This window comes from Streptomyces sp. NBC_01089, from assembly GCF_045162975.1.
Lineage (GTDB): Bacteria > Actinomycetota > Actinomycetes > Streptomycetales > Streptomycetaceae > Streptomyces.
In genome coordinates this window covers 434,248-450,861 of the sequence record NZ_CP108660.1, presented here as the reverse complement: position 1 = coordinate 450,861, position 16,614 = coordinate 434,248, and the positions used below count along the sequence as shown (strand labels likewise).

General features: G+C 70.4%; 18 protein-coding genes. 7 read left to right on the top strand and 11 right to left on the bottom strand.

The genetic code is table 11. The features are described from left to right. Window positions 1-38: 38 nt before the first annotated feature. Both OG510_RS02020 and OG510_RS02015 read right to left on the bottom strand, forming a co-directional pair. Window positions 39-488 (bottom strand): TIGR03668 family PPOX class F420-dependent oxidoreductase, encoded by a 450-nt coding sequence (locus tag OG510_RS02020; RefSeq protein ID WP_406134899.1) that lies wholly within the window; start codon window positions 486-488, stop codon window positions 39-41. Next, window positions 488-1,312 carry an LLM class F420-dependent oxidoreductase gene (locus OG510_RS02015; protein WP_406134898.1) on the bottom strand — a complete coding sequence of 275 codons (825 nt, stop codon included), beginning with the start codon at window positions 1,310-1,312 and terminating at the stop codon, window positions 488-490. Before OG510_RS02015 ends, OG510_RS02020 begins: the two co-directional genes overlap by 1 nt. A 300-nt stretch (window positions 1,313-1,612) precedes the next feature. On the opposite strand from OG510_RS02015, the gene OG510_RS02010 reads away from it, so the two are divergent. Beyond that, on the top strand, window positions 1,613-2,536 hold the full coding sequence (locus OG510_RS02010; RefSeq protein WP_406134897.1) for a TIGR03564 family F420-dependent LLM class oxidoreductase: 924 nt from the start codon (window positions 1,613-1,615) through the stop codon (window positions 2,534-2,536). Between the two features lie 82 nt (window positions 2,537-2,618). Here the strand turns inward: OG510_RS02010 and OG510_RS02005 are convergent, their stop codons facing one another. Together OG510_RS02005 and OG510_RS02000 are read right to left on the bottom strand one after the other, a co-directional pair. Further along, window positions 2,619-2,918 carry a hypothetical protein gene (locus OG510_RS02005; RefSeq protein WP_406134896.1) on the bottom strand — a complete coding sequence of 100 codons (300 nt, stop codon included), beginning with the start codon at window positions 2,916-2,918 and terminating at the stop codon, window positions 2,619-2,621. Between the two features lie 26 nt (window positions 2,919-2,944). Then, complete coding sequence (locus tag OG510_RS02000; RefSeq protein ID WP_406134895.1) at window positions 2,945-3,808, bottom strand: oxaloacetate decarboxylase; 864 nt, start codon at window positions 3,806-3,808, stop codon at window positions 2,945-2,947. Window positions 3,809-4,140: 332 nt separating this feature from the next. Here OG510_RS02000 and OG510_RS01995 point away from each other — a divergent pair, with 332 nt between their 5' ends. Together OG510_RS01995 and OG510_RS01990 are read left to right on the top strand one after the other, a co-directional pair. After that, complete coding sequence (locus tag OG510_RS01995) at window positions 4,141-4,731, top strand: Type-2Aa cytolytic delta-endotoxin (protein ID WP_406134894.1); 591 nt, start codon at window positions 4,141-4,143, stop codon at window positions 4,729-4,731. Window positions 4,732-4,984: 253 nt separating this feature from the next. Then, window positions 4,985-6,553 carry a glycosyltransferase family 39 protein gene (locus OG510_RS01990; protein WP_406134893.1) on the top strand — a complete coding sequence of 523 codons (1,569 nt, stop codon included), beginning with the start codon at window positions 4,985-4,987 and terminating at the stop codon, window positions 6,551-6,553. 42 nt (window positions 6,554-6,595) lie between these two features. Here the strand turns inward: OG510_RS01990 and OG510_RS01985 are convergent, their stop codons facing one another. Further along, window positions 6,596-7,411, bottom strand: a complete 816-nt coding sequence (locus OG510_RS01985; RefSeq protein ID WP_406134892.1) for a class I SAM-dependent methyltransferase — start codon at window positions 7,409-7,411, stop codon at window positions 6,596-6,598. A gap of 143 nt (window positions 7,412-7,554) precedes the next feature. Beyond that, window positions 7,555-7,998 (bottom strand): MarR family winged helix-turn-helix transcriptional regulator, encoded by a 444-nt coding sequence (locus OG510_RS01980; RefSeq protein WP_406134891.1) that lies wholly within the window; start codon window positions 7,996-7,998, stop codon window positions 7,555-7,557. A 324-nt stretch (window positions 7,999-8,322) separates the two neighbouring features. Between OG510_RS01980 and OG510_RS01975 the strand changes: the two genes are divergently transcribed. Together OG510_RS01975 and OG510_RS01970 are read left to right on the top strand one after the other, a co-directional pair. Beyond that, window positions 8,323-9,192, top strand: a complete 870-nt coding sequence (locus tag OG510_RS01975; RefSeq protein ID WP_406134889.1) for an NAD(P)H-binding protein — start codon at window positions 8,323-8,325, stop codon at window positions 9,190-9,192. Between the two features lie 130 nt (window positions 9,193-9,322). After that, a complete protein-coding gene (locus OG510_RS01970) occupies window positions 9,323-10,021 on the top strand; it encodes a hemerythrin domain-containing protein (RefSeq protein ID WP_406134888.1) in 699 nt (232 codons plus the stop codon). A gap of 92 nt (window positions 10,022-10,113) precedes the next feature. Here the strand turns inward: OG510_RS01970 and OG510_RS01965 are convergent, their stop codons facing one another. The 4 genes from OG510_RS01965 to OG510_RS01950 all read right to left on the bottom strand — a co-directional run bounded on the left by OG510_RS01965 (window position 10,114) and on the right by OG510_RS01950 (window position 13,802). After that, window positions 10,114-11,070 (bottom strand): amino acid ABC transporter permease, encoded by a 957-nt coding sequence (locus OG510_RS01965; RefSeq protein ID WP_406134887.1) that lies wholly within the window; start codon window positions 11,068-11,070, stop codon window positions 10,114-10,116. 23 nt (window positions 11,071-11,093) lie between these two features. Beyond that, a complete protein-coding gene (locus OG510_RS01960) occupies window positions 11,094-11,738 on the bottom strand; it encodes an amino acid ABC transporter permease (protein ID WP_406134886.1) in 645 nt (214 codons plus the stop codon). 11 nt (window positions 11,739-11,749) lie between these two features. Further along, window positions 11,750-12,694, bottom strand: coding sequence for a transporter substrate-binding domain-containing protein (locus OG510_RS01955; protein WP_406134885.1), 945 nt, complete (start codon window positions 12,692-12,694; stop codon window positions 11,750-11,752). A 172-nt stretch (window positions 12,695-12,866) separates the two neighbouring features. Continuing rightward, window positions 12,867-13,802, bottom strand: a complete 936-nt coding sequence (locus OG510_RS01950; protein ID WP_406134884.1) for a MurR/RpiR family transcriptional regulator — start codon at window positions 13,800-13,802, stop codon at window positions 12,867-12,869. Window positions 13,803-13,923: 121 nt separating this feature from the next. Between OG510_RS01950 and OG510_RS01945 the strand changes: the two genes are divergently transcribed. Both OG510_RS01945 and OG510_RS01940 read left to right on the top strand, forming a co-directional pair. Further along, window positions 13,924-15,135, top strand: a complete 1,212-nt coding sequence (locus OG510_RS01945) for a C45 family autoproteolytic acyltransferase/hydolase (RefSeq protein WP_406134883.1) — start codon at window positions 13,924-13,926, stop codon at window positions 15,133-15,135. Window position 15,136: 1 nt separating this feature from the next. After that, window positions 15,137-15,931, top strand: coding sequence for an amino acid ABC transporter ATP-binding protein (locus OG510_RS01940; protein ID WP_406134881.1), 795 nt, complete (start codon window positions 15,137-15,139; stop codon window positions 15,929-15,931). A gap of 109 nt (window positions 15,932-16,040) precedes the next feature. Here OG510_RS01940 and OG510_RS01935 read toward each other — a convergent pair whose 3' ends face one another. Further along, window positions 16,041-16,469: a subtilase-type protease inhibitor gene (locus OG510_RS01935; RefSeq protein ID WP_406134880.1), complete on the bottom strand. Its 429-nt coding sequence runs from the start codon at window positions 16,467-16,469 to the stop codon at window positions 16,041-16,043. Between the last annotated feature and the right edge of the window lie 145 nt (window positions 16,470-16,614).

Genomic DNA, 16,614 nt, shown 5'->3' with positions numbered 1-16,614 from the left:
GGTCAGTGGCTCTCCCGCCCGGCCGGTCCCCCGGCTCGCTACCCGGCCTGTTCCCCGGAGAGCGCCCGCCACCCCGTCCAGCGCGTGACCCGGACCTCCACCACCTCGCCGGCCGGCGGCCGGTCCGCGTACTGCTCCGGGTACTTCGCGACGAGCAGGGCCGTGTGCCGCGCCGCCTCGGCGGACCGCTCGGCGGGCGGCAGCACCCGGGCCTGCCCGTCCGCGCGGGCCCACCAGAGCTGGTCCCAGTCCTCCCGGTAGCAGTCGGCGAGCAGGCACACCCCGGGGCTGGCCCGGATGTTGGCCAGCCGTTGGAGACGGGCCGACCGCTTGGGCTTGTGGTCGACGGCCATGACCAGCGTGTCGCCCGTCACAGCGAAGACCACAGGCACCAGATGCGGGCGTCCCGCGGCGTCGGTGGTCGCCAGCCGCGCGACCCTGGACGCCGCGAACCGCTCGCGTGCCTCGGCCGCGGTCATACGGGGCATCAGCGGAAACGCGCCGCGACCTCGGCGAGCCGGTCGAGCCGTGCCAGGGCGGCGGGCTCCGGATCGGACGGCAGATAGAACAGCACCCGCTCCACGCCGAGTTTCGCGTACTCCTCGATCCCCTCGGGCGCATCGGGCACCGCGTAGACGGTCACGGGCACTTCGCGGCCCGCCGCGGCGCGTACCTCCGCGATCTGCGGCCGCAGCGTCTCGGGCGGCACACCGTTGGCCAGCCAGGCGTCACCGAGGTTGGCGACCCGGGGGAAGGCGCCCCTGCCGCCGCCGACGTAAATCGGCGGGTGCGGCTGCTGTACGGGCTTGGGCCAGGAGTACACCGGGTCGAAGTCGACGAACTCGCCGTGGAACTCGGCCTTCTCCTTGGTCCACAGCGCGATGATCGCGCGCAGCCGCTCGTCGACGAGCCGGCCCCGGGTGGCGGCGTCGGTGCCGTGGTTGGCCATCTCCTCACGGTTCCAGCCGACGCCCACACCGAAGACCGCCCGGCCCCCGGAGATCAGGTCGAGCGAGGCGATCCCCTTCGCGGTGTGGATCGGGTCGCGCTGCGCGACCAGGGCGATACCGGTACCCACCAGGATCCGTTCGGTGACCGTGGCGACAGCGCTCAGTGCCACGAACGGGTCGAGCGTGCGGTAGTAGATGTCGGGCAGATCGCCACCGCCGGGGTACGGCGAGCGGCGGTCGACCGGGATGTGGCTGTGCTCGGCGATGAACAGCGAGTCGAAACCGCGTTCCTCGATGGCACGTCCGAGGGGAGCGGGCCGGATGCTCCGGTCGGTGATAAAGGTGGAGATCCCGAACTTCATACAGCTCCTTCGTCGCTGATTTCCGCCGGGCTCCGGCCCGCCGGTCCGGGGTGCGCGGGGCCGGGGCTACCGACGGCGCGGCCCGCCGACCATTGTCGGCACCGGTGGAGGACAGCAGCGGTGCGGCGCGCCGGGGCCGGGGCTCCGCCGGCGCGCTCGGCGGCCGTCCGGGACCGTATGCCCCGGCGGGTTCGTCCCCGGCAGTCCGTTCCCTGCGGGCCGTTCCCGTACACACAGCCGACAAGAAGTTGTCATACCAGGACCGGAATGCGGGGCAGCCCGCTGATCGTTGGGAGCGACATGACTGTGGGAGTGACACTCAACGCGGCCGACGCCGACAACCAGATCGACGCCACCGTCCAGCTCGCCGGAGAGGCCGCCGCCGCCGGGCTGCGGTCCGCCTGGTTCGGGCAGACCTTCGGCGCCGACTCGCCCCAACTCGCGGCGATCGTCGGACGCGAGGTACCCGGCCTGAACGTGGGCACGTCCGCCATCCCCGTCTTCGGACGCCACCCGCTCCTTGTCTCCAGCCAGGCCCAGACCGCCCAGGCGGCCACGCACGGCCGCTACCACCTCGGCCTCGCGCTCGGCACCAAGCTCCTCACCGAGGGAGGCTTCGGGATCCCGTTCACCCGGCCCATCGCCCGGCTGCGTGAGTTCCTCGTGGCCCTGCGGCAGTTGACCGAGACCGGCACCGCGGACTTCCACGGCGATCTCCTCACCGCGACCACACCGGTCTCCGCACGCGTGACAGGCGCCGAGGGCGGTGTGCCGCTGCTCGTGGCCGCCATGGGGCCGCAGGCGCTGCGGGCCAGCGGTGAGCTGGCGGACGGGATCCTGCCCTTCCTGGCCGGGCCCAGGGCTCTGGCGGAACACATCGTCCCGGCCGTCACAGCGGCGGCGGAGGCCGCAGGCCGGCCGGCGCCCCGGATCGTGGCGCTCGTGCCCGGCGTGGTGACCGGCGACGCCGACGCCGTACGGCAGAAGGCGGCCGAACAGCTCGCGTTCTACGAGCAGATCCCGTCGTACGCGCGCGTCATCGAGCTGTCCGGCGGCAGTCGGGCCGCCGATGTGGCCGTGATCGGCGACGAGGAGACGGTCGCCGCCGAGGTGCGGCGCTACCGCGACGCCGGGGCGACCGAGGTGGTGTTCTCGGGCACGGAGATGGCGGGGGACGCGGACCGGCGCCGCACCTGGGCCCTCCTGGGGGAGCTGGCCCGGTGAACACCGCCGCCCCGCCCGCCCGGGAGACCGTCTCCCGGGCGGGCGGGGCGCGGCCGGGATGTCCCGGCCGCGGGGTGATCCCTCAGTCACCCCCTTCGTGGTCGCTGCCCGCGTCGCCTGCACCGGTCTGGGCGTTGGCCGTACGGTCGACCTCCAGCCAGGAGTCGGCCTGCGAGTTGTCCACTTCGAGCGCCACGATGCGGGTGGGCAGGGCCACGGAGGACACGAGCAGCGGCCCCTGCGTCGCGGCAGCCGAGACCCCCTGGCCCCAGACGGCACTGATGGCCAGCCCGGCGGCCACGGTGAGGACGCCCCGGACGCGCGCCGCACGAGGTGACCCGGTGCAGGCGGGAACGGCAGGGGGGTCGAGAGGGTGATTCATGGCGCGACGCTCCTCTCGGCCACCCGTCAGACCGTCAGGGGTGACGGCGCGTCGTGGTGACGGCTGATGTTGCGTTCGAGGAGCTGTGTCGACTCCGGTACGCCGACGCTGCGCGGGCCGCCCCTTTCGGGAAGCCGCCCGTCCGCCGCCCGCAGACCGCGCATGGCCGCGTCGATGGCCTCGTGCGCCGCGAAGAGGCAAGGGGTGGAGTAGATCGCGACATCGACATCCAGCGCGTCCAGCTCCGGGAGGGAGAGCCGCGGCGACTTGCCGCCGGCGATCTGGTTGAAGAGCAGCGGCTTGTCCCCGATGACCTCCCGGATGCGGCGGATCCACTCCACACTGCGTACGCCGTCGACCAGCACCACATCCGCTTCGGTCTTGGCCAGCGCGGCGGCCCGGTACAGGATGTCGTCCTCCTCGACCGCGTCGGTGCGGGCCACCACGACCATCTCGCCACGGCATTCCAGCACCATGGTGAGCTTGTCCAGGTACTCGTCGAACGGCAGGACCTGCTTGCCGTCGGCGTGCCCGCAGCGGCGGGGGCGTTTCTGGTCCTCCAGGATCACGCCGGACGCGCCGGCCCGGTCGAGGCGTTGTACGACGTGGCACGCGACCTCCGGGTCGACATACCCGTCGTCGATGTCGACGAGAAGGTGCCGGCCGGGGAAGGCCAGGCGCAGCCGCTCCACGAAAGCGACCATGTCGGGCCAGGCGATGTAGCCGATGTCGGGGAGTCCGTAGTGAGAAGCGGCAAAACCGAATCCGGAGACGAAGAATCCGTCGTAGTGCTGGGCGGCGACGGAGGCCGAATACATGTCGTAGATACCGATGAGCGGTGTGGTGCCGGGCGCGGCGATTTGCTCGCGCAGCGCGGGTCCATAACGCATTGAACCTCCAGGGTTCCGATGCCCGAAGAGCGCGATCGCCCTTCGCTTGACCCGGAATTTACAGATATTTGAAGTTCTGCTCGGCGGCTTCGGATCCCGTTCACCCGGTGGCAAGAGGTAAGGGCGCCCCTTTGCGGATCTGGGCAGAATCGTTTCGACGTGAGAGCTGTTCGGATGACGTGGAAAGTTTTCCGGCCCGGGGTGTCTGGGCGTGTCGGCCTGGCGGCCGGCCGGCGTCCGACCACCGTCCGCAGGCCGGGACGCCGTCGCACCGTGGGAAGCCGGCTCGGCATACTGCCTCCGCTGGATCACCACGACACACAGGAGGAGTTATGGCCGGCAATTTCAGAACCGTCATCGATGTGGGCTCGGACCACCTCGATCAGGCCAGGGCCGTCGACCGGGTATTCCAGGAGGCGATCGCCCCGGCGACTGTCAACTTCGACTTCGACAACATCCGGGCGGCCGCGGCCGCGATACCGGACGGCGCGGTCGTCAAGATGGTCCGCGGCTGGGGACTTCAGGAACACGCCCCGATGGGGGTCATCGTGGTCTCCCTGAAGGAGGCTGTGCGGCAGGCTCTCCCGGAGGCGCTCGCCGGGGCCTCCTTCTGGGACACGATCGACAAGGAGCTGGTGCACGCCTTCACCGGTCTCGCCGCGCAGGAGGGCGAGCCGGGCCTCGCGTACTACGAGGAAGGCGCGGAACGCACCAGCTTCTACCGTGACCTGTTCTTCGCCCTCCAGGACGAGGAGACCGGGACGGGGATGTACGCCATCGCGTTCTGCGTGGACGCGACCATCGGCCTGGACAAGGCCAGGGTCGGCGCCCTGGGGATCTTGGACATCGCCCCGTTCGCGCTCCGGCTCAACGCGATTGTGGTGCGCCAGGATCTGCAGCCGGCCGCCCCGCTGACTGCCTGACGGGCGGTAACCCCGTCCGGCCCGCCGTCCCGGGCCGGTTGGCCGCCGCGCTCCGCACAGAGAATTCCTCACATGCGCCGAAATGAAGGAAACAGAACCTACGCCGTGGCCAAGGCCCGTGAGGCGTACGGGAGATGGCGGCAGCCGGGACCTTGTCCCACAGTGCGGCAGCCAGGCACATAGAGTGCGGGCGCATCACTGTATTCGTGCTTCGGGGCGCACGGAACAGGGCGAGGGGCAGGGGGATCGGACCATGGTGAACACTTCGGAAGTATCGGCCGACGACGAGGGCGTGCGGCCGGATACGGGCCCAGGCGAGGCGGAACCGGTCAAGACTGCGGCGGATTTCGACCGGCGGGTGCTCGTCGTCGCGGCTCTCGTGTTCTGCGCGCTGATGGCGCTCTCGACGCGCTACGGCTTCCACCGCGACGAGTTGTACTTTCTCGACAGCGCCCGTCATCTCCAGGCCGGCTATGTCGACCAGCCTGTCCTGGCACCGCTGCTGGCCCGGCTCTCGCTGTCGCTCTTCGGCGTCTCGGTGGCGGGACTGAGGCTGTGGGCCGCGCTGGCGGCGGCCGGCACCGTGATCGTCGGCGGGCTGACCGCACGCGAGTTCGGCGCTGCGCGCCGCGCACAGTTGCTCGCGGCGATCGCGACCGCCACCATGCCCGTCCTCCTGAGCAGCGGGCATGTCGCCAACACAACCTCGTACGAGATCCTGGCGTGGGCCTCGATCGCGCTGGTGGTCGCGCGGATCGGCCGCACGGGCGACACCCGGTGGTGGCCGGCGGTGGGCGTACTCGTCGGCGTGGGCGCGGAGTTCAACCATCTCGCGGGCATCTTCGCGGTCGCCCTGCTGATCGCGGTGCTGGCCGGTCCCGCACGCCGTACGGTGGCCAACCGCTGGTTCGCCGCAGGCGTGCTGATCGCCGTGCTGCTCGTGCTTCCCGACCTGTGGTGGCAGGCGCACCACGGCTGGGCGATGCTCGCGATGACCCGGGCCCTGAACGCGGAGAACGGCGGCGTCGGCAACATCGCCACCTGGATCGTGGGCCAACTCACCATGTCCTGCCTGGCGATGGCCCTGCTCTGGCTGGCGGGGCTGAGGTTCCTGTGGCGGTCGGGCAATCCGCTGTGGCGGTGCCTGGCGACGGCGTACGGTCTGCTGTTCGTCGTCTTCGCCGTCACCACCGGCGCCCAGACGTACTACCTGGGCGGGCTGTACGTATGTCTGCTGGCCGCCGGGGCGGTCGGCATCGACGAGTGGCTGCACGCCGAACGGCCCCGCAGGTTCCGACTCCTGACGGCGACCGCGATCATGACGGCGATGTCCGCCGTGGTCGTCCTGCCGGTGCTGCCCCCGTCGAACGCGGGCTGGGCGTACAAGGTCAGCGCGACATCGGGCGAGACGATCGGCTGGCCGCAGTTGGTCAGCACCGTGGGGGAGGTGTGGAAGTCCCTCCCGGCCCAACAGCGCGCCGAAGCGGTCGTGTTCACAGCTGACTACAGCGAGGCCGGGGCCATCAACGAACTGGGCCGGGGCAGCGGGCTCCCCACGGCGGTGGGCAGCCAGAACACCGACTGGTGGTGGGGCCCCGGCAATCCGCACGCCACGACCGTGGTGGCCGTGGCACCGGCCCCTGAGTACGCGCCCGACTACGCCGGCCATCTGCGGCGGTTCTTCACCCATGTCCGGGTGGCCGCGTCGCTGTCGAACCCGTACGGCGTGCACAACATCGAATGGGGCGGACACGTCTATGTCTGCACCGGCCCCCGCAAGCCCTGGGGCGCCATGTGGCCCGATCTGCGGCACTATGAATGAAGCCCGTGCGCCGCGCTCGCCCGGCCGCTGGACGGGGGTCCGTCACACTGTTCGTGATACCCGCAACTCCGTCAGGTACCGCTTGGTGATCCGGCCTCCGTACCGTCCTTCGATCAGCCGGGCGATGCACCTCAGCAGCCCTGCCCGGGCCTCCGGCGACAGCGCCCGGTGGCCGGAGTAGGTCCGCAGCACGTCCAGGTACTCCGCCGCGGTGTAGGTCAGGTCCCACTGGTACCGCCTGACGGTGACCGGGCCGAACCGGCCGCTGCGTGCGACCTCGTCCGCGTAGTACGAGGTGTCGAGGTCCTCCGCGGCGGGCAGCCGCAGCCCGGGAGGCGTGGCCGGGTCAAAACGCTCGTAGCAGTGCTGGGCGTCGGCGAAGAATTCCTCGCTGCCTCCGGCGACATGCTGCGTGCCGACCACGGCGAGGGCGCCGCCGGGCCGTAGCGCGTCGGCGGCCCTGTCCATCCGTACTGCCGGGTCGATCCAGTGGAACGCGGTCGCCGAGACCACCGCGTCGAACGGCTCGTCCGGCGGCGACCAGCTCTCGAAGTCCGCCGTCACGACCTCTACCGCGTCGTGCCCGGCCAGGTTGCGCCGGGCCACGGCGGCCATGTCGGCGCCCAGCTCGACGGCCGTGATCCGGCACCCGCGCTCGGCGAGCGGCATGGTCGCCTTGCCGGTGCCCGCCCCGACCTCCAGCACACGGCAGCCGGGCCCGGTGCCGGCCAGTGTGCCGAGGTCGTCGAACAACTGCGGCGGATACCCCGGCCTGGCCCGGTCGTAGAGCTCGGCGTCCTCGTTGAAGGTCCGGCTCAGACGGGCACGACGTGTCTCGTCAGGGGTGTCGTCGCGCATGGGGCCATGCTACGGCGTACCGATGCGATGCGGGGTAGGAGAGATGATCAGAATGCTTGACGATATCGTCAGCAATTCTGACCATATCGAGGGGGTGTCGAAGTCTGCTGTTGTCGGCGGCGGGAGGCTCGGGGCGGCCGGGATTACCGCGCGTACGGGTCGGTGATCTCGCGGAGTTGATCCAGGATCTGCTGCAGCAGCGTGAAGTTGCGGGTGCCCAAGTAGGCTTTCCACTCCGCGAGGATCTCGTCGAGTGTCGCCGCGGCCACCTCGACCGCCCGCCGGCCGCGTTCCTCGATCACGATCAGACGGGCGCGGCCGTCCGTGGGGTCGGGGACCCGGCGGACGTAGCCCAGGTGTTCCAGCTGGTCGACCAGTACGCCCGCGCTCTGCTTGCTCATTTGTGCCTGGTCGGCGAGGTCCGTGAGGCGCGAACCCTCCGGGGAGATGCGTTGGAAGACCCGGCACTGGGTGAGGGTCCAGTCGTCGAACCCGGCGTCCTGGATGGCCCGGAAAATCCGGTCCTCGCTGTACCGGTACGGGATGAACAACGACACCCCTAGATCAACCCGCTGCTCGTCATTCATGCCGCTCTCGGCCCCATCGCTCACCTGATCCCACGAGGTTCACACCCTACGTCAACGCTGCCGGGCCGGATCGTCCCTGGCCCGGGTAGTGGCCCGGCGGTGGTGACGGGCGGCAGCGCTGTGCGCGCCGCGTTCCGCACCCGGCGTCTGCCCCTCGGCGGCTTCGCGCCTGCTGCTGTTGTCATCGGTGCCGCTGTATGGGTACGGTAGTAAAGAAAGCTGACTAGTTCGAAGTCTTGAGTGGCGGGTCGGCCACCGCGGGGCGCCGAGGGCCTCCACGCACGCCGTCATGCACACACCGCATCTCTGTCGAAGGGAAACACCATGTCCACTGTCATCACCGGAGCATCAGGTCATCTCGGCCGGCTCGTCGTCGAACAACTCCTCGCAGCCGGAACGCCGCCCGCGCAGATCGTGGCCACCGGCCGGGACGTGGAAAAGCTCGCCGGCCTCGCCCAGAAGGGGGTCACGGTGCGGCGCGCGGACTTCGCCGACCCGAGCACCCTCGACAAGGCTTTCGCGGGAGCCGACACGATGCTGCTGGTTTCGACGACGACGGTCGGGGAGCGGTTCGACCACGCCCGCAACGCCATCGACGCGGCAGCCCGGGTGGGTGTGCCCCGGATCGTGTACACCAGCATCGTCAACGCCTCGTCCGCGCGAATGACGCTGGCTGACGAACATCGCCGTACCGAGGACTATCTGCGGGCCGGCGGTTCGGGGTTCGTCATCCTGCGCAACGGGTGGTACTTGGAGAACTACACCGACCAGCTCCCGATGATCACGCAGTACAAGGCGCTGTTGGGCAGCGCGCGCGACGGTCTGGTCAGCGCGGCCGCCCGGCGTGACTTCGCGGCCGCCGCCGTCGCGGTACTGACACAGGACGGGCACCTCGGAGCGACGTACGAGCTCGGCGGAGCGCCGTTGACCCTGACCGAACTCGCCGCGACGATCAGCGACGTCCTCGGTACCCACATCGCCTACCGGGACATGCCGGTCGCCGATTACGCCGGCGCCCTGACCGCTGCGGGGCTGCCCCCGGAGATGGCCGCCGCAGTGGCCGACGCCGATGCCGGTCTGGCTCGCGGCGAACTGTTCACCGCCGACGACGACCTGGTGCGGCTCATCGGCCGGCCGGCAACCACGGCGCGCGAAGCCGTCCAGAGCGCCGCTGCCGCTGTCAGCGGTTCCTGACACCGGCCCGACGCTCACGCGTCACAGGTGCCCGAAGCGTTCGTCCCGCAGCCCCTTGACACCCGTAAGGGCATCCAGGGCTTCGAGGGCATCGAGCGGCACCCCCGAAAATCACCCCCGAGGAGTCATGATGGCGGCAGCCGAAACGCCGGCCGGCGCATCCCTGCCCGGCAGGGAACACGCCGGCACCGGCCCGATCGTCGATACCCACGAGATGGTTCTGATCCACCGTGTCATCCGGCGCGAGTTCGGTCAGCTCCCCCGACTCTTCCGCTCCGCGGCCCATGACCGTGCGCGATCCAAGGTCATCGGCGTGCACGCCCGGGAGATGCTGGACTTCCTCCATACGCACCACACAGGCGAGGACGAACTGCTCTTTCCCTTGCTGCGCGAGCGAGCTGTGCTCGACCCGGAGCTGATGGACCGGATGGATGCGCAGCACACGCAGGTCAACGATGCGGTCGGGGCCATCGGCGCGGAGCTGCCGGCGTGGACGGCGAGCGCGGACGCCGCCGGCGGTGAGCGGATGGCGGCTCTCATCGAGGCCACGATGCCGACACTGATCGACCACCTGGCTGAGGAGGAGCAGTATCTGCTGCCGATCGCCTCGGTCACGCTGACGCAAAGCGAATGGGACGCGCTCGGCAAGCACGGCATGAGTGCGATTCCGCTGACGCGGCGGCTGGTCCTGCTCGGCCACATCACCGAGGAAACCGATGAAGCGGAACGGCAGAGGTTCCTGCAGGTCGTGCCGGCCCCAGCTCGCTGGGCCTACAAGCTGATCGGCCACCGCCAGTTCACCCGCGAAACCACCGCGATCCGCGGCTGACCGGCTCGCGGCCCGGCACCACAGACCGAGTTCTCGCTCGGGCTGTGGTGCCGTTCCAGTTCTCGTTCCCGAACACTCCCTCAGAATCAGACTCAGCGCACAGCCGCTGTGCGCCGAGCGGCCACAGTGCTCCGGTCCGGCGTGGAGGTCCGGCCCGCCGTGCGGGATTCCACCCACTCCGCGAGCCGGGAGAGCAGCCAGTTCATCACCACGAAGATGACCGCGACCTCGAAGTAGACCTGGAGGAAGTCGTTCTCCAGGTAGGAGCCCAGCACGTTGCCCTGATGCATCAGCTCGGGGTAGCTGACCACGTAGCCCAGGGTGGTGTCCTTCAGGGCGCGTACCGCCTGCCCGATAATGGTCGGCAGCAGGGCCCGTACCGCCTGCGGCAGCACGATGAGCCGCATGACCTGGCCGTGCCGCAGGCCGATGGCGTAACCCGCCTCGCTCTGGCCGCGGGGGAGCGCGAGTACACCGGCCCGGAAGATCTCGGCGAAGTTGCCGATCGAGTGCAGCACGATGGGGATGACGAGCTGCCAGAACGGTGGCAGCCGCAGGCCCAGTGCGGGCAGTGCGAGCAGGAAGAAATACACCACGAACAACAGGGGCAGTGAGCGGAGCAGTTCCACCACCGCACCCGACGGTACGGACACCAGCCGTCGCCGGGAGAGCCGCAGCAGTCCCATGACGGCGCCCACCGGGAGCCCGATGGCGATGGACACCACACCCGCCAGCACGGTGTTGCCCAGGGCGCTGAAGATGAACCGCTGGATCGAGACCTGGCTCAGCGGCTGCCACCGCTCCCAGTCCAGCTGCCCGTGGCGGGTCAGCTGGATGAGGACCACGGCCGCGCACAGGGCCACCACCGCTGACGCCGCCGCCGACGCGATGCCGCGCCGTCTGCGGCCGCGCTCGCCAGGCGGCTCGAAGAGCACACCTGCGGCGCCCCCCAACGGGCGTGGCGCGGATATGAGTTGGCGGCGGCCGGTGGTGGTGGTCCGCGGAGTGGTTTCGGTGGGGCCGCCGCGCGGCCTGGTCCCGGTCGTCACTGGTGTGCTCTCTTCCGTCCTGTTCACCGGCGGACCCGCAGTCGGCGCTCCAGGCCCCCGGTGATCAGCCCGCCCGCCAGGGTGAGTGCCACATAGAGCACGGTCGCGGACGCGAACAGCGCGATCGGTTCCACGTACTGCACGTTCAGCTGCCGGATGACCCCGGACAACTCGTTGACCCCTGCCACCGAACCCACCGCCGTGCCCAGCGCGGTGGCGATGAACATGTTGCCCAGGGGCTGGACCATCGCGCGCAGGGCCTGCGGCAGTACGACCAGCCGCAGGCACTGGGCGGTGCTCAGCCCCACGGCCCGGGCGGCCTCGACCTGTCCGGCCGGCACCGTCTCCATGCCGGACCGCAGGATTTCGCAGATGTAGCTGGCGATGTAGACAGCGAGTCCCACGGTCACGGATGTCTCGAGCGGCAGGGTGAGCCCGAGCTGCGGGAGCACGAACACGGTCACCACCACGACCAGCAGCAGCGGCAGGTTGCGGACGATCTGTACGTAGCAGGACGCCACCGCGCGCAGCACGCGCAGCGGCGCCACCCGGCAGAGCCCGAGCACGCCGCCGAGGATGAGGGCGGCGGCGAAACTGACGAGGGTGAGCAGGACGGTGCGTCCGAACCCGGCCAGGATCTCACCGAAGTGGTCGGCGACGACGTTCACGGCCCGTCCTCTCAGGAGTCGGCGGATGCCTTGGCGGAAGCGGCCGCGCCCGCGTTCCCCGGGGTGGGCGGCTTGGGCGCCGGGGCCTTGGTCAGGGGAGTGACGTTGTCCGTCCAGGACTGCTTCCACAGCCCCTGCTTCTCGACGGTGCGCAGGAATCCGTCGACGATCGCGGTGAACGCCGGGTCGTTCTTCGGCAGTCCGATGCCGTAGGCGGCGGCGCCGAAGGTGAAGGGCGCCACCGACAGGGTGGTGTCCTTCTTGGCCCGGGCCACGATGACGGCCTGATTGTTGACGAAGGCGTCCCCACGGCCGTCGCGCAGCGCCTGGAGACACTGGCTGATGGTCTGGAAGACCACCGGTGTGGCGTGCGGGGCGACCTTCTTCAGCGACTCCACCGATGGACCCGCCGTGGTGATCACCTTGCGTCCGTCGAGGTCGGACACCTTGGTGAGGGCCGACTGCCCCTTGCGGACGAGCACCGCCTGACCGAGGTTCATGTACGGGCCGCCGAAGGAGACCTTGCGCAGCCGCTCGGGTGTGATCTTGTACGTGGAGAGGACCGCGTCCGCCGTCCCGTTCTGGAGCAGTGCCTCCCGGGTGTCCGCGTTGATCGCGACGTGCTTGACCTCCGGTTTGCCCAGCAGATACTTGGCCAGCATCGCCGTCAGATCCGCCTCGAAGCCCTCGTACTTGCCGGTGACCGGGTTCTTCTCCGAGAAGCCCGGGTCGGTGTCGGATGTGGCGGCTGTCAGCCGTCCGTTCTTCCGGATGCGCTCCAGGGTGGGAGTGCTGGGCAGGTCCTTGCCCACCGGGGCACGCGAGAGCAGTGCGGTGGCCGGGTCCTTGCCGCCGGCGGACTTGGCCGCGGGCAGCGCCGAACCTGAGCCGCAGGCGGTGAGGGCTGCCGCGCAGGCGGCGGCGGCCACGAGCGCAGCGGTTCTCCGGAGAGTCATGACCGGGTTCCTTTCACGGCCGCGGACGGCGGGCCTGGTCACTGGAGAGTGGAGGCGGAGTCCGGGCAGGGGAGGCAGACAGAGACTGTGTCGCAGAAACTACGAGAGGATGAACCTCTGTAGTGCGCTCACCATAGTCGTGCTCCACGGCGTGTCAAGGGGCGGAGGCGCGTCAGCTCGCGTCGTCGCCCGTGCCCCGCCTCCGCTGCCGGCGCCTGGGCACATAGACCGCGGGGTCACGGCCGGTCAGGGATTCCCGCAGGCGGTTCAGGGTCTCGCCGGCCTCGGACGCGCGGGCCGCGTCGCGCTCCTGTACGGCCAGGAGCAGCGCGTCGTTCAGCGTGATGGCCGCCAGCTCCTCGCTCGCCAGGCCGCCGCTGGAGTAGAGCGCGGTCAGGGCGACGTCGACCCGGTCGCCGAGCACGGGGCCGAGCGAGTCGGTGACCAGGACGCTCGCCGCTCCCGTCCGTGCCGCGTGGTCCAGGACCACTTCGACGTCGGTCAGCAGACGCCCGGGCGCGTACACGACCACCACGTCATCGACGGTCAACGGCAGCAGCGCGTCGGCCAGTTGGAAGCCGGTCGCCGCGGCCACCTGTGTACGGAACCCCAGGCGGCCCAGGCGGAGCGCGAGATGGCGGGCCGACAGCTCCGACGCCCCGACCCCGAAGGCCGTCACTCCGCGCGCACCGGCCAGCAGGTCCACCGCGCGCCCGAACGACGCGGTGTCCAGCAGGCGGCGGGTCTGCTGCAACCGGTCCACCGCCTCGTCGAAGATCTGGTCCAGGGCCGCGTCGCTGTCGCCCGATGTGGTCCGGCGCCGCACGGTCGAGGGGCGGCTGCTGTCGACGAAGCGCTGCCCCAGCTCCCGCTTGAGCTCCGGCAGGCCGCTGTAGCCGAGCGCCTTGGCCGTACGCACCACAGTGGCGTCACTGGTCCCGGCGGCCTGGCCGAGCTGCTCGGCGGTGGCGAACGGCACGTCCTGCACGTGGTTGCGCAGATACTCCGCCACCTGCCGCTCCGCCGGGGAGAGATGGGCCAGCCGTTCGGCCACGCGGGTGTGGAATCCGGGCTGTGTCGCGCCGGAGCCGCTTTCGGTAGTTGTCATGACGGGTATTGACTCCTCTGTAGTGTCCACTACTACTATCGGGTGCCCGTAGCTACGAGAGCCCGAGCGACTCGTAGCGGATGCTACATACGCCGAGCGCGCCATTCCGGAGAGAAGCCCCATGCAGACACCCCCCATCCCCTTGATCGAGATTTCCGGGCCGCCCCGGGAGCGCGGGCGCCAGTACGGCGAGGCGGCCCGCCCGCAGATCGAGACCGCTCTCTCCTTCTACCGGGAGTCCTTCGCGCGCCGCCCCGGGCTGGAGTGGCACGAGGTCACCCGGCGGGCCAGACTCTGGCTGCCCTGCGTCGAGGACTTCGCCCCCGATCTCCTGGAGGAGCTCCGCGGCGTCGCCGAAGGCGCGGGCACCGGACTCCTGGACCTCATGGCGCTCAACGCCCGGGGGGAGATCGCCTACGACCGGACCTTCGCCCGGATGGGCGCCGAAACGGGCCGGGCCGGTGCGGGTCAGGACGGTGCGGGCCCGGATGGTGCTGAGGCCGCTGAACCCGATGCCGCCGAACCCGACGCCGACGGGTGCTCGTCCTTCGCCCTGCTGCCGCCCGCCGCCGGGGACGGGCACGTCTGGTGCGGACAGAACTGGGACTGGCGCACCGGCGCCGGTGCGACACTCGTCGCCCTCCGTATCGTCCAGCCGCCGCTGCCGACCGTGGTGATGGTCGTCGAAGCGGGCCAGATCGGCAGGCACGGGGCCAACTCCGCGGGTATCGCCCTCAACGCCAACGGGCTCGGCGGACGTTTCGGGGACGAGATCGGCGTACCGCAGCCGTTCATCCGGCGGCGGATCCTGGACCGGGCCGGATACAAGGACGCCCTCCAGGTCCCCTTCACGGCACGCCAGCAGATCCCCACCAATCTGCTCCTCACCCACCGCGACGGCGTCGCCATCGACCTGGAGACCACCCCGGCCCGGCACCAGTGGCTGTATCCGCAGGACGGTCTCCTGGTGCACGGCAACCACTACCAGGCGGACGTCCCGCCCCAACTAGCCGCCACCTACCGCCCGTTCTCGGTCGACTCGCTCTACCGCGTCCCGATCATCGAAGCGGCGCTGCGCGGGGCCCGTGAACGTACCGCTTCGGCGGACGTCCGTACGGTGATCGAGCGGAGCCTCACCGACCACTTCGGTCTGCCGCACTCGGTCTGCAACCACCCGGACCCCGAGGTGGATCCGCTGCTGCGCACCAGCACTATCGCCTCCAACATCGTGGACCTGACGACCGGTGAGTACCACGTGTCCGCGGGACTGCCCTGCGAGGCCCCCTACGCACCCCTGCCGTGGAACATCTACGACGGACCCGGGGGACAGTGACATGCCGCCCTCCTCTCCCTCCCCGGCGGACACGGCCGGGCCTCCCGCGCAGGACGCGGCCGAGCCGGTCATCCATATGCGGGGCGTCGGCAAGTCGTTCGGGGCGCATCAGGTTCTGTACGACATCGACCTGGACGTCCGGGGCGGTGAGACCGTCGTCCTGCTCGGCCCGTCGGGGTCCGGCAAGACCACGCTCTGCCGCTGCGTCAACCGCCTGGAGACCATCGACTCCGGCGCCATCACGGTGAACGGCTCTCCGCTGCCTGAGGAGGGGCGGGAGCTGGCGCGGCTGCGGGCGGATGTCGGAATGGTCTTCCAGTCCTTCAACCTCTTCGCGCACCGCACGGTGCTGGACAATGTCACGCTCGGCCCGCTGAAGGTGCGCGGGGTGCCGCGGGCCGCGGCCGAGGACCGGGCGCGCGCTCTGCTGGAGCGGGTCGGTCTGGCGGACAAGGCCCGTGCCCGGCCGGCGGAGCTGTCCGGCGGGCAGCAGCAACGGGTGGCCATCGCACGGGCGTTGGCCATGGAACCCAAGGCGCTGCTCTTCGACGAGCCCACCTCGGCACTGGACCCCGAGATGATCAACGAAGTGCTCGATGTGATGGTGGATCTCGCCGACGAGGGCATGACCATGCTGGTGGTCACGCATGAGATGGGATTCGCCCGACGCGCCGCCGACCGTGTCGTGTTCATGGACGGCGGACACATCGTGGAGTCGGCGCCGCCGGAGCGGTTCTTCGACCATCCGGAGACCGGCCGTGCGGCCGAGTTCCTCTCCAAGGTCCTCCAGCACTGAAAGGTCCTCCAGTACTGACGTGCCCGGCGCCTGTTTGCCCGGCCGGTGGCTGTGCGACCCCGCTCGCTCACGGGGTCGCACAGCCGCGCGGCAGGTCAGGAGAGGTGGCTCAGAAGGTGAAGACCGCGCTGTCGGAGAGCGCCGCGTTCATCTGGCAGGCGTTGCCGTAGGTGGCCCGCCAGGCCACCCGCCGGCCCTGCCAGACGCCGTCGGCCGTCACGGTCACGGGTGCCCAGAGGAGTGAACACCGCTCGTCCGTGGGGGCGCCGGAGAGCAGCGTCAAATCCCCGCCGACCGCCTCCAGTTCGGCACACGCGGCCTGGCTCGCGGGGTGGGTTCCCCGCGGCTGGGGCGCACAGCTCAGGGTGACGGCGCGGACGACCGTCGACGCCGCCTCGTCTCCGCGGCCGATGGTGAGGACCAGCGCGGAAGGGGCGTAGATGGTCGCCGTCTGCGCGTGTGCCGTTCCCGCGATGCCCGTCACACAGGCCGCCGCCGCGAGTGCCACCGCGCCGAGCGTCTTGAGGCTGTGCCGCATGTCGAATCTCCTGTCGGAGGGGGGTGGTTGGTTGCGGACAGGAGTCTGACCGGTGCGGAGAGTTGCCGCACGTCGCTGATCGATTTTCGGACGCGGGTGTCCGTTCAGGGCGCCGTACGGGGAAATTCGGGCAGCTCATACGGTG